Source organism: Granulosicoccus antarcticus IMCC3135, from assembly GCF_002215215.1.
Lineage (GTDB): Bacteria > Pseudomonadota > Gammaproteobacteria > Granulosicoccales > Granulosicoccaceae > Granulosicoccus > Granulosicoccus antarcticus.
Map to the genome: position 1 here is coordinate 5,476,571 of NZ_CP018632.1, position 12,279 is coordinate 5,488,849.

At 55.1% G+C, this 12,279-nt stretch carries 9 protein-coding genes; 2 read left to right on the top strand and 7 right to left on the bottom strand.

Annotated features, from left to right (window positions below; translation table 11 throughout):
* Positions 1-31: 31 nt before the first annotated feature.
* Positions 32-3,541, bottom strand: a complete 3,510-nt coding sequence (smc, locus tag IMCC3135_RS23735) for a chromosome segregation protein SMC (protein ID WP_088919849.1) — start codon at positions 3,539-3,541, stop codon at positions 32-34.
* A gap of 138 nt (positions 3,542-3,679) precedes the next feature.
* Here smc and cysZ point away from each other — a divergent pair, with 138 nt between their 5' ends.
* Positions 3,680-4,450, top strand: coding sequence for a sulfate transporter CysZ (gene cysZ, locus IMCC3135_RS23740; protein ID WP_088919850.1), 771 nt, complete (start codon positions 3,680-3,682; stop codon positions 4,448-4,450).
* Complete coding sequence (locus tag IMCC3135_RS23745; RefSeq protein WP_088919851.1) at positions 4,447-5,340, top strand: peptidoglycan DD-metalloendopeptidase family protein; 894 nt, start codon at positions 4,447-4,449, stop codon at positions 5,338-5,340. The genes cysZ and IMCC3135_RS23745 overlap by 4 nt, the downstream gene beginning before the upstream one ends.
* 151 nt (positions 5,341-5,491) lie before the next feature.
* Here the strand turns inward: IMCC3135_RS23745 and der are convergent, their stop codons facing one another.
* The 6 genes from der to rlmN all read right to left on the bottom strand — a co-directional run bounded on the left by der (position 5,492) and on the right by rlmN (position 12,266).
* Complete coding sequence (gene der / locus IMCC3135_RS23750) at positions 5,492-7,144, bottom strand: ribosome biogenesis GTPase Der (protein WP_157736234.1); 1,653 nt, start codon at positions 7,142-7,144, stop codon at positions 5,492-5,494.
* A gap of 10 nt (positions 7,145-7,154) precedes the next feature.
* Positions 7,155-8,282 (bottom strand): outer membrane protein assembly factor BamB, encoded by a 1,128-nt coding sequence (bamB, locus tag IMCC3135_RS23755; RefSeq protein WP_157736235.1) that lies wholly within the window; start codon positions 8,280-8,282, stop codon positions 7,155-7,157.
* Positions 8,283-8,301: 19 nt separating this feature from the next.
* Positions 8,302-8,961, bottom strand: coding sequence for a YfgM family protein (locus IMCC3135_RS23760; protein ID WP_157736236.1), 660 nt, complete (start codon positions 8,959-8,961; stop codon positions 8,302-8,304).
* A 105-nt stretch (positions 8,962-9,066) separates the two neighbouring features.
* Entirely contained in the window at positions 9,067-10,353 is a 1,287-nt protein-coding gene (gene hisS, locus IMCC3135_RS23765) for a histidine--tRNA ligase (RefSeq protein WP_088919855.1), read from the bottom strand.
* Between the two features lie 30 nt (positions 10,354-10,383).
* The gene (pilW, locus tag IMCC3135_RS23770) at positions 10,384-11,142 is read right to left on the bottom strand and encodes a type IV pilus biogenesis/stability protein PilW (protein ID WP_088919856.1); all 759 of its coding nucleotides are present in this window, start codon (positions 11,140-11,142) and stop codon (positions 10,384-10,386) included.
* On the bottom strand, positions 11,139-12,266 hold the full coding sequence (gene rlmN / locus IMCC3135_RS23775; protein ID WP_088919857.1) for a dual-specificity RNA methyltransferase RlmN: 1,128 nt from the start codon (positions 12,264-12,266) through the stop codon (positions 11,139-11,141). The genes pilW and rlmN overlap by 4 nt, the downstream gene beginning before the upstream one ends.
* Positions 12,267-12,279: the final 13 nt, after the last annotated feature.

Genomic DNA, 12,279 nt, shown 5'->3' on the forward strand with positions numbered 1-12,279 from the left:
AGATATTCACGAAGCGCAGATGACAGTGCCATCAGGCACCAACCATCTCGGCCGCTTCATGTACATCAACCGTTACCAGACGTGAGACGCCCGGCTCGTTCATGGTGACGCCCATTAATTGCTGCGCCATCTCCATAGTTACTTTGTTATGGGTGATGAATATAAATTGTACACGCTCTGACATTTCTTTGACCAGTTCACAAAATCTACCCACGTTCGCATCATCCAGTGGTGCATCGACCTCATCCAGCATGCAAAACGGCGAAGGATTAAGCTCGAAGAAGGCAAAAACCAGGGCAACAGCTGTCAAAGCCTTCTCTCCACCAGACAGTAACTGAATGTTACTTACTCTTTTACCAGGAGGCTGTGCATTAACACTCACACCGGTACTCAGCAGGTCATCGCCGGTCATTTGTAGTGAACCATGCCCACCTCCGAAGAGACGAGGGAAGAATTCCTCCACCTTGGCATTGACCTTGTCGAATGTATCCTTGAAGCGTGAACGGGTTTCGCGGTCGATCTTGGCGATGGCCCGCTCCAGGGTCGCCAGCGCTTCTGTGACATCCTGGTGTTGATCGTCCAGATATTGCTTGCGCTCACTCTGTTCCGCCAGTTCATCAATGGCCGCCAGATTAATGGGCCCGAGGCGCTGAATCTGCCGCTCAAGCCGTTCCAGTTCGGTTGCCCAATCCTGAATATTGGCCTCTTCTGTCAAACTCTCCAGTATGTCCATGACCTTATAGTCATGTTCGGCCAGTTGCTCATCCAGAGTTTTGAGTCGTACCAGCACTTCCTGCGCGGCCATACGCTCGCTCTGCACTTTTTCGCGCATGCTCTGCGCCCTGGTATCGTGCCGTTGCCGAGCCTGTTCATGTTCGCGCAGTCGATGCTCGATACTGTCCAGTTGTTCACGTGCTGTACGCATCGCGTTATCGCTTGCCAGCTTACCGGCCAGATGCTGCTGCAACCCGGCTTCCAGCGCGACTAATGGATCTTCACCATCATCCTCACTGGTCAACATCGAGTTGAGCGCGCTCTGCCGCTCGCTCAGCTGACGAATCCGCTCCTGCATGCGCGTCAGATTCTTTTCAGTCGCAACCCGGGCACTGCGCATGGACTCCACGCGAATGGCCAGTTCCTGACCTGCGTCACGATCAGCATCTCGCTGTTCACGGGCCTGGCTCAAGGTGGCACGCAGCAGTTCGTGCTCTTCGCTGATTCGAGCCTTTTCCTGCTCCAGCTCTTCCAGCTGCTCAACCGCCTCCAGCTTGCGCTCCGCAGCATCTTCCAGCTGCAACACCTCTTGCTCCCGAGCCTGCTCGATCTCGGCCAACTCTTCATCCAGAGTCCGGGTGCGTCGCTCGCCTTGCTCCAGACGCTGTCGATCAGCGGCGATGGCAGAACTGACCTGTGAATGGTTTCTGACAGCATCATTGAAAGCATGCAACTGCGTTTCACGACGGGTTTCCAGTTCATCCTGCTGCTGACTGAGCTCTGCCAGTTCGTCAGTGAGCTGTGCGGCTCGTATGTCCAGCTCTGCCAGCTCGGCCTTCAACTCGGTAATTTCAGTAGCCCGCAGCAGTACGCTGTCTTGCGCTTCGCCTCGTGCCACTCTGAGCCAGGAGGCACCCATCCAGAGCCCATCAGGTGTCACGACAGTTTCACCCGGCCCCAGGCTGGCCCGTATACGCAGCGCCTCGTTCAGATCTTGCGCCGCGTGAATGCCGGCCAGCAGATCCGATAAAGGCACAGAGCCCTGAACTTTACTTGCGAGCATGCTGCTTGCCGGTGTGCCGCCATCATTGGCGGCAGCGTTCACCAAGGTCAGCTGGGCCGCTGGCATATCCTGTAAACAACGTTCGATAATTTGATCGCCATCAACACAAACAGCCTCCAGATGAGGCCCGAGAACCAGCTCCACCGCGCGCTCCCAACCCGCGTCAGCCGTAATGGACTGGGCAAGGCGCGGCAGATCCTGTAAATCATGAGTATGCAGCCAACTGTCCTTGACGTTGCTGTCCGGCTCCAGGGCTGCCTGTTGCAACGCTTCCAATGAGGCCAGACGCCCCAGACCTGATTGCACACGAGAACGCGCCTGATCCAGTTGCTCGGAGCGCTGCCGAATCGACTCCTTTTGTATCTGTTGCTTCTCACTGGCGTGGCTCAGGGATTCCTGCAGCCGCTCCTCCTCTTCACTGGCTTCCATCTGCTGCTCGAGAGCCATCTCGATTTTTTCGTGAAACGGTGTCAGATCCAGACTCTGGCGCTCTTCACGCAGTCGGTTCAGACGCGTGTCGGCATTGGCCAGGCTGCGCTCGAATTGTTCGATACGAGAGCGTTCAACCTGCGCGGTCTGCGAAACATCTGAAAAACGACGGTTGAAGGTATCGTTGCGCGTCTGCCATTCCTGCAGCTCGGCTTCGGCACGCAGCAACAGCTCGGCAGAATGCTTCTGACTGTCCTTCAACAAATCGAACGCTGGCTGGTCGTTCTCAAGGGTTTCGGCGATTTCAGCAATACGAGCGGTGTCATCACGCAGATGCGTCAGCGATTCTTCCAGTGACTTGTCAACATCGGCCAGCTCCCGGCTCTGCTGGTGACGCGTCTCGCGGGTGTGTTCGATGGTCTGCTCGATACGCGCCACCTCCCCACCAATGCGATAGAACTCGGCCTGTACCGTCGAAAAACTTTCGGACGCCTCAGTCTGCTGTGCACGAGCCAGCTCGATAGAGCTTTCCGCGGCCCTGAGCTCGGCAATAATAGCTTCCAGTTCTTTTTCCAGCTCACTCGTCTTGAGCGACTGCTGATCGCGAGATTTTTCGAAATCCAGGCGTCTGAGCACCAGCAATTCGCCGCGCTTCTGTCGCTCCTCCCCTTTCAATCGCTGATAGCGCTCTGCCGTACTGGCCTGGCGTTTCAGATGCGCCAACTGCTTGTCGACTTCCTCGCGCAGATCATCCAATCTATCCAGGTTGTCACGGGTATGCCGGATACGTGTTTCTGTCTCCTTGCGCCGTTCCTTGTACTTGGATATACCGGCAGCCTCCTCCAGATACACCCGCAACTCCTCAGGCTTCGCCTCGATCAGGCGAGAAATCATGCCCTGTTCGATAATGGCGTAACTGCGTGGCCCCAGACCCGTGCCCAGAAAAATGTCACGGATGTCGCGACGACGGCAGCGAACGTTATTCAGAGCATATTTGGACTGGCCATCACGCGAGACTTCCCGGCGGATGGATATTTCCGCATATTGCGAATATTCACCACCCAGCGAACCATCAGAGTTGTCGAATACCAGCTCAACCGAGGCATGACCCACCGGCTTTCGCGTACTCGATCCGACAAAGATGACGTCATCCATGGATTCGCCGCGCAAATGCTTGGCAGAGGACTCACCCATGACCCAGCGTACGGCATCGATGGTATTGGACTTGCCGCAACCATTGGGACCGACAATACCAACCAGCTGACTGGGAAGTTTGATGTCGGTTGGATCAACGAAGGATTTGAATCCCGCAATCTTGATACGGCTCAGACGCATAGAGTTTAGAGCGTTTGTGGCATTGGGCCGTTGAGTTTGATGGTAGACACCGCAGATTCTGATGTCCGTCAGGGTAAGCAGCCATTGTACTGTCTTTAACCCCCTCACAACAGCCTTGACAGCAGCTATGCTAAAACCATGAAACCTATCGGATTTACAGAATCTCTTCGTTATCTGGCTGTCGGCTGGCGCCTCATGCGTACGCCGGGCCTGCGCCGCTTTGTATGGATGCCCCTGCTGATCAACCTGGCCGTGTTTGGTCTGCTTGGCTGGTGGCTCAATGCCTGGGCTAGTGAGTGGCTTGCTTCGTGGTCCGTATTCGCTCAGTTGAGCGATTGGTGGATTGTGCAAGCAGTGGAAACACTGTTGCGATGGCTGTTCACACTGGTATTACTGTTCTCGATGTCTTTTCTGTTCACCTTGCTGGCGAACCTGATCGGCGCCCCATTCAACGGCTTGCTCGCTGAACGGGTGGAGGCGCATCTGACCGGTAATTACACACAGCCAGCTCCTTCGCTGGCAACACTGATCAGAAGCATCCCGCGACTCATGGGATCAGAACTATCAAAGCTGACCTACCTGATCGTGTGCATGATTCCGCTGATCATCATCCAGTTCATTCCCGTTATCAACCTGATCGCACCTCTCGTCGTATTCCTGTTCGGTGCCTGGATGTTTGCACTCGAGTATATGGACTACCCACTGGGCAACCACGGCGCTTTGTTTCGCGATGTACGCAAGGTTCTTGGCAAGCGTCGTCGTGTGGCTTTCGGCTTCGGCTCGGGTGTTGCAGTATTGAGTACCATTCCCTTGATCAACCTGTTCATCATGCCTGTCGCTGTGGCCGGTGCAACCGCACTGTACGTGGACCACTTGCGTGATACCTACCCGGCAACCCCGACATCATGAACCACTACAGACTTTCCTCATCGTCATCCCGACCACTAACGGGCCTGACAGCCCTGTGGCTGTGCGCAAGTCTCTGGCTGGCCGGTATCACGGCAGCACAGGCCGACAACACCTTCATTGAAGCGTCTGCCGTTCCCGGAGGCATCGCCATTGTCGAACTGGGACCTGCCACCGACTCCCAACCCTCGGTTCGCTGGGGCAAGCGCACGATTGCAGTGATGGAATCGGCAGGTCAGCTTCAAGCCCTGGTCGGCATTCCCTTATCCACCGAGGCTGGTCCTCAGCAGCTGAGTATCGTCGATGCAGATGGCAGTACCCGCACTTTGACATTCACAGTCACGCCATTTCAGTATGAAGAACAACGACTGACCATCTCCAACAAACGCCAGGTGAACCCGGCCCCTGTGGACATGGATCGCATCAATGCCGAGAACAAACGCTTGAAAGTGGTCAAGAGTTATCGCGCTGAACAACTGATTGCGGATTCATTCGACTGGCCACTGGCAGGGCCTGTCTCCAGCCCTTTCGGACTCAAGCGATTTTTCAATGACCAGCCACGTCGACCGCACGGCGGTATTGACATTGCCGCCGCCGAAGGCACTCCTATACTGGCCCCTGCCGATGGACTGGTTATCGATACCGGCAACTACTTCTTCAATGGCAACAGCGTCTTCATTGAACATGGCCTGGGACTGCAGACCTTTTACGCCCATATGAGCCGCATTGATGTGCAAGAGGGCGATCGTGTCAGTCGCGGCCAGCTCATTGGTGCTGTTGGCCAGACAGGACGCGTCACCGGCCCACACCTTCACTGGTCCGTCGGCTTGAATGGCACTTGGGTAAATCCATTACTGGTACTGCCAAGCGAAGCTCCGCCAGCAGTCAGGTAACGCAGGTTAATCACTGCCTCGATAAACCGCTGGAAGTCTACGCGGCAGTCAACTTGCTGCCGCGCAGATCGTCAGGAAATCTGCCAAGCAATAACCTGACATCTGAAACATGCCAGGTTATTTGCCTTAACGCCTGGCCTTAACGTTTGTCTTAACGCTTGCCAGTCGCTGCATCATTGCGTGAGCTGCGTTTGACATCCCGCTTGCCACTCGTTTTTTTCTTGGCTACTTTTTTACCGACTTTCTTGGCGGCAATCTTCTTGCCACGGCCATCTCGTCCTGCAACTGGCGCTTGCTCCTTGCCATCACGCTTGTCACGACGACGTTTGGCATCGCCCTTGTCCTTGACCGGCCTTACTCGGGTGGTTTCCGTATACGGGTTGTCGTCTTGCCTGAATTCGATGCGTAACGGTGTACCGAACAGCTTCAGAGCCTTGGTAAAATGGTTCATCAGGTAACGCTGGTAACTCTGCGGCACCTTCAAAGCCTGCTTGCCATGAATGACGATAATGGGCGGGTTCTGTCCACCCTGATGCGCATAACGCAGCTTGATGCGACGACCGTTGACCATGGGCGGCTGATGCTGTGTCGTGACGATTTCCAGCATCCGCGTCAGGTGCGGTGTGGACATGTCGACAAAGGCTGATGCATAAGCCTTGTTGATGGATTTGAACAGATCCCCGACGCCAGAACCCTGCAGGGCACTGATGAAATGGATACGTGTGAATTTCAGAAATTCCACACGCCTTTCCAGCTCTTCACGCATCGCTTCACGCTGCTTCTCGTTGAGACTGTCCCACTTGTTGACAGCCACAATCAGGGCGCGGCCCTTGTCAATGATATAACCGAGCAGAGACAGATCCTGATCGGTAATACCGTCTGTGCCATCGAGCAACATGACGCACACATTACTCTTGTCGATGGACTGCAAGGTCTTGATGATACTGAATATCTCAACCGCCTCACTGACCTTGCCGCGTCTTCTTACGCCGGCTGTGTCAATCAGGCTGTATTCCCTTCCCGCTCTTTCGAACGGTACGGATACAGAATCTCGCGTGGTGCCTGGCTGATCATAGGCAATGACCCGATCCTCTCCCAGCAGGCGATTGATCAGTGTGGACTTGCCGACATTAGGCCGGCCCACAAAAGTGATTCGTATTTCACTCTGCTCGACTGGCTCGTAACCCGGTCCGAAACCAGGTTCGCCACCTTCTACCGATGCGCCCTCACTACCAGGTTCGGCTGACTTGTCGACGACCTTGTTCTTGCGTGAACGACGCTTGCGCGAAGGCTCGATACGCTCTTCCTGAGGAATCTCGAAGTAGTCGCCAATCTCTTCAATCAACTGTTGAACACCGCGATTATGCGACGCTGCGATGGAGACCATGTTGTCAAAACCCAACTGGTGGAAATCCAGCTGCGCCTTATCCTCGCCGATGCCATCAATCTTGTTGACGCACAGCATTACGTGCCGGGCATGACGACGCAGGATATCGGCAATTTCTTCATCAACCGAGACGATTCCGGAACGGCCATCTACCATGAAGACCACCAGATCAGCTTCACGCACGGCGCACAGCGTCTGATCAGCCATGGCCGCATCCAGAGAATCCGGAGCGCCGCTCAAACCACCGGTATCGACCAGTAGATAAGGCCAGCCACCAACCTTGCCATCGCCATACTGGCGATCGCGGGTCAATCCCGGCATATCCGCTACCAGGGCATCCTGTGTGCGGGTGAGTTTATTGAATAATGTGGACTTGCCTACGTTCGGCCGGCCCACCAGAGCGATGGTGGGTTTCATGGTAATTCTCTCAGCGTGCGAAGCGATAAGCGGCAACCAGGCCATCAGTGGCTTGCACGATGACAGCATCGTCGGTTGCAATGGGACGTGCATTGATAGGTTCTTCTGTCAGACGTGTTCGCCCGATAGCCTTACCCGTTTTAAAATCCAGAACATGCACATAACCTTCGACATCTCCCAGCACGATATCGCCAGCAGGTGTGAAAGCTGGCGGACTCAATCGTCGCGCCGGCATAGTTTCATTCGACCAGATTGTCTGGCCTGTCTGTTTGTCCAGCCTGTACACGGTATCGTTGTCACCGACAACGATAAGGCTATCTTCATGCAGCCCGATTCCAGCTCCGGCCGACAGTGGCACTGACCAGATAACCTGACCACGAGTCGGTTCGATACGAGCAGCCTTGCCCTGGTAATTGGCCAGATAGATGCCTTCATCATCGAGCACGATATCAGCATCGATGTCCACCAGTCGCTCCACCTCAGAACGTCCGGTCGGCACACTGATAACCGTTTCCCAGATGAGTTTGCCGTTGCTCATATTCAAAGCCAGCAGACGTCCATCGTCCAGCCCCGTCAACACACCGCCTTTGAGAAGCAGTGGACGACTGTAGCCATTAAGCGTCAAGGCCGGTGGCGTGTTGGAAACACTCCAGCGCTCACTGCCATCTTCCGGATTCAGCGCCGATACCCGGCCATCCGTACTGCGCACAACAGCAACCCCGAAACCTGAAGCCACCGGCACCAGAATCTCTGAAGATGCGGCAGCCTGCCAGAGCGACTCACCCGTAGCCGAATTCAGCGCATGCACCATGCCATCAATATCTGCAACATACAGCCGGTCCTCATCACCACCGACACCGCTATTCAGGCGAACATCCAGTTCCCTTGTCCAGCGTCGCATGCCTGTTTCACGGGAAAAGCTGCTGACTTTGCCTTTTCGGTTCGCCACGATGACCTGATCATCGGTAACCAGAGGCTCGAACCTGCCACGTCCCGCTTCACCCGCCCTGGATGACCAGAGTCGCAGCAGATTCACTTCTGCGGTGGTCGCTGTCAATGTGGCTGGTGGAGTCGGCTCGGGCTCTGATGCACAGCCAGCAATGAACAACATGCCAGTCAGGCAAGTCGTCAGAGCCATCCTCCTCAAGACTGGCATCTCAGCTAGTGCTCTCAGCACTGTCAGCTTCCGCATCACCCGGCACCGCCAGGTCATTGATCTTCATGCTCAGACCTTCACGGTTCGCCACGTACTGGCTGGCCTGAGCCTTGCCATAAGCTTCTCGCGCTGCATCTACATCACCGGACTGGATCAGCAAGTCGCCGCGCGCCTCTTCGACCAGACCTGCGAAGGATTCCGGAAATTTGCCTGGCAGACTTTTCAGTCCGGCAGCCGCATCACCCAGAGCTCCCTGTACTCGCGCCAGTCGAACCTTTGCAATCAGCTGCACGCCATCCTCTGGAGCATTCTTGGCAACCCAGGCCAATCGCGAAGCTGCATCGTCCAGATCGCCGCCTTCGATGGAGGCACGAGCCGCGGCCATGTTTGCGTAGGCGCTATACAACGCACCCGGCTGGTCGTCAGCCAGCTCGTCAGCCAGCGCAACCGCCTGAGCTGTGTCACTGGTGCTGACCGCTTCCATTGTCTGACTGAAAGTATCACTGGCAATAATGGCCTGATTTTCCTGGTGGCCTTTCCAGAAGGTCCAGCCGCCGATCACGCCTGCACCCAGTACGACACCAGCGATGACCGCTTTGCCGTTCTCGGTCCACCACTCTTTCAGCGCTTCGACTTGTTGCTCTTCTGTTTCGTATTCCACGTCGTTTCTCCACGCCCTGAAGGCGCCTATCCAGTTCTTTGTCCGGAAATCGCTGCCCCGGAAATTTGTTTTCTGCGTTTAGCTACAGCGTTCGACAATACGAACTCAGGCGTTGTTATTCAGCAGATCGTTCAATGTGAATTCAAGCTGCTGTCGTGTAACCGTTACCTGCTCAGCTGCTCCTCGCAAAGGCTTGATAGTCACCCGGCCCTGCTCCAGCTCTTCACTACCGATGATGGCTGCCAGTGAAGCACCGCTCTTGTCTGCCTTGCGAAACTGACTCTTGAGACTGCCAGCCGCTGTATTGTGCACTACAGAACATTGCGGAAGTAGCCCTCGAATCAATTCTGCCAACGCCAGAGAGTCGGCGGCACCAACCTCGTCAGTGCCCATCACGAATATATCGGGCACATCGGCAGCAGGAGTCACTCCTACTTTATCCATCAGCGCGATAACGCGCTCCATACCAAATGCCCAACCGACACCCGGCATGTCTTTCGCACCCAGCTGAGTCAGCAGACCATCGTAGCGTCCACCCGCACATACAGCTGATTGAGAACCAAGTTCGGTGGTCGTCCACTCGAATACCGTATGACTATAGTAGTCCAGTCCTCGTACCAGTCGTGGATTGATCACCACATCGATACCACTGGCTTTCAGCAATGCCTGCAATTCGTCAAAATGCGCCAACGAGGCCTCACTGAGACTGTCGCGCAACTTGGGCGCTGCATTGATCATTTCCTGCATTACCGGATTTTTGCTGTCCAGAATGCGCAAAGGGTTACGTTCAAGCCGGCGCAGACTGTCTTCATCCAGAATTTCGCGATGCTGTTCAAACCAGGCAACCAGTTTTTCTCTGTAAAGAACTCGATCCTCAACATCACCCAGCGTATTGATTTCCAGCTGCATGGCATCGTAAATGCCCAACTCGCGCCACAAACGGGCACTCAGGAGAATCAACTCAGCTTCAATGGCGGGACCTGCCAGACCATAAACCTCAGCACCTGTCTGAAAAAACTGCCTCTGACGTCCAAGCTGCGGACGCTCATAACGAAACATCGGACCGGTGTACCAGATACGATTGACACTACCCGGCTGCAGCAGACCATTTTCGATGGCAGCACGAACACAACCGGCTGTATTCTCAGGTCGCAATGACATCGACTCGCCCTTGCGATCGGAGAATGTATACATCTCCTTCTCGACAATATCAGTGGCTTCACCAATGGAGCGGGTAAACAGGCTCGTGCGTTCAATCACCGGGGTGCGCAGCTCGCCATAACCGTAGGCTCGCATCGCGTGGCGTGCAGCCGCTTCGAGCTTCTGCCAGGGGGCTACAGCCTGCGGCACAATATCCGGCATACCGCGCAAGCGCGTGAATTGAATCTTCATTTTTCTGGCAACAATCTGTTTGAAGGCAATCTACTGAATGGGACGGGACAAGTACTCGCCAGCTTCCTCTGAGGCAGGAAACTGATTGAGTAGCTGGCTGGCAAATGCCTGCGCACCAGCAAGATCACCGGCATCACGCTTGATCTGCAGGCCCAGAAGAAGACTCTCTGCAGACTCGTCGCCGTAGGCATTGAAACGCTGGAAATAAGCATCCGCAACAGTCAGGCGCTGCTTGCGATGCATCAGATCAGCCATATGCAGATAGGCATTGGCAAACTGGGGATTAACCCGCAACGCTTCGCGCAGATAACTCTCTGCATCGCTCAGTCGCTCTGCATCCAGCATGCACAGGCCAGCGTTATCGAGTGCGAATTCTGGTGTTCGGTAATAGGGATTATCGGCAGCAGCACGAAATTGCAGCTGCGCCTGATCAAATTTTTCGTTTCCGCACAGAAAGATGCCGTAGCTGTTTCTGTAGTCTGCCTCATCCGGGTCTAGCTGCAGGGCTCGCTCGAAATGCTCTTCGGCACTGGCCACCTCACCCACTCTGGATTGCAGATTGGCATAGGAAACATGCGCCAATGCGTTCTTTTCGTCTTGCTCAAGGGCCTTGAGCAGCTTCTCCCGCGCCGAATCCAGATCGCCACGCTGCAAGTACTGAGCACCCAGCTGTGCATTGAATTGGGCCGCGTCCTGACTTTTTTCGGGACTGAGCTCGCCACCACCGGTGCAGCCCTGCAAAACAAGCAGCATGCCCAGCAGCAGTATTGTTTTACTGGCTATCTTCATCGACCCTGTTCTCCAAATCGTGGCTCCATGAACTTCACGTGCCGCTTGCTTCGGTCGTCAATATCACCCGCTAACTGCCCGCACGCTGCATCGATATCATCACCTCTCGTCGTACGCTTGAGAGTGAGAATTCCAGCATCGCTCAGAATTCGGGCAAAGCGTTCCACGGCATTTCTCGAGGATCGCAGATAACCGGATTGTGGGAACGGGTTGAACGGGATCAGGTTGACCTTACACGGGAAACCACGCAACAGTTCGGCCAGTTCGTGCGCCTGCTCAACTTTGTCGTTGACTCCGGACAGCATGACGTACTCGAACAGCACATGCTTCTTGCGTTGAGAGGCTGCCTCTTCGCCTTCCACATAACGCCAACAGGCCGCCATCAGATCCTTGATGGGGTATTTACGATTGACGGGGACCAGCTCATTACGCAAAGCATCATTGGGCGCATGCAGAGACACTGCCAGCGAGATGTCGACATCGGCTGTCAGCTTGTCCATGGCCGGAATAACGCCCGAGGTGCTGACGGTTACGCGTCTTTTGCTCAGCCCATAACCCAGATCATCCATCATCAGGTTCAATGAAGGCACCAGGTGGCGATAGTTGAGCAGTGGCTCGCCCATACCCATCATCACTACATTGGTGATGCGTTGGTCACGGGTTGCAGGCTCCAGTGCCAGCAAATTGGTTGCCAACCACACCTGACCAATGATTTCCGACACGCTCAGGTTGCGATTGAACCCTTGTCGCCCGGTAGAGCAGAACGAACAATCCAGAGCACACCCCACCTGCGAGGAGACGCACAGAGTGCCTCGATCGTTCTCGGGAATATAAACAGTTTCAATACAGTTGCCATCGTGCAGTTCGAACAACCACTTGGCAGTGCCGTCGCGGCTCAGTTGCGCTTCCTGAACACCGGGCAACACAGTAGTCGTGCGCTCCTTCAACATGGCCCGAGTGGCCTTGGATACATCTGTCATGGCGTCGATATCGCGCACATTATGCTGATATAGCCACTTGAGTATCTGTTTGGCACGAAAAGGCTTCTCGCCCTGGCTCACCAGAAAATCGGTGAGCGCCTGGCGATCCAGATCAAACAAATTGACAAGGGCTGTATCGGTCATAACAGGACCGTGA

Excerpts from the sequence above, each read along its gene's own strand:
- rlmN (WP_088919857.1), bottom strand. The coding sequence starts at position 12,266 with ATGACCGATACAGCCCTTGTCAATTTGTTTGATCTGGATCGCCAGGCG.
- der (WP_157736234.1), bottom strand. The coding sequence starts at position 7,144 with ATGAAACCCACCATCGCTCTGGTGGGCCGGCCGAACGTAGGCAAGTCC.
- smc (WP_088919849.1), bottom strand. The coding sequence starts at position 3,541 with ATGCGTCTGAGCCGTATCAAGATTGCGGGATTCAAATCCTTCGTTGAT.
- bamB (WP_157736235.1), bottom strand. The coding sequence starts at position 8,282 with ATGGCTCTGACGACTTGCCTGACTGGCATGTTGTTCATTGCTGGCTGT.
- IMCC3135_RS23745 (WP_088919851.1), top strand. The coding sequence starts at position 4,447 with ATGAACCACTACAGACTTTCCTCATCGTCATCCCGACCACTAACGGGC.
- pilW (WP_088919856.1), bottom strand. The coding sequence starts at position 11,142 with ATGAAGATAGCCAGTAAAACAATACTGCTGCTGGGCATGCTGCTTGTT.
- cysZ (WP_088919850.1), top strand. The coding sequence starts at position 3,680 with ATGAAACCTATCGGATTTACAGAATCTCTTCGTTATCTGGCTGTCGGC.
- hisS (WP_088919855.1), bottom strand. The coding sequence starts at position 10,353 with ATGAAGATTCAATTCACGCGCTTGCGCGGTATGCCGGATATTGTGCCG.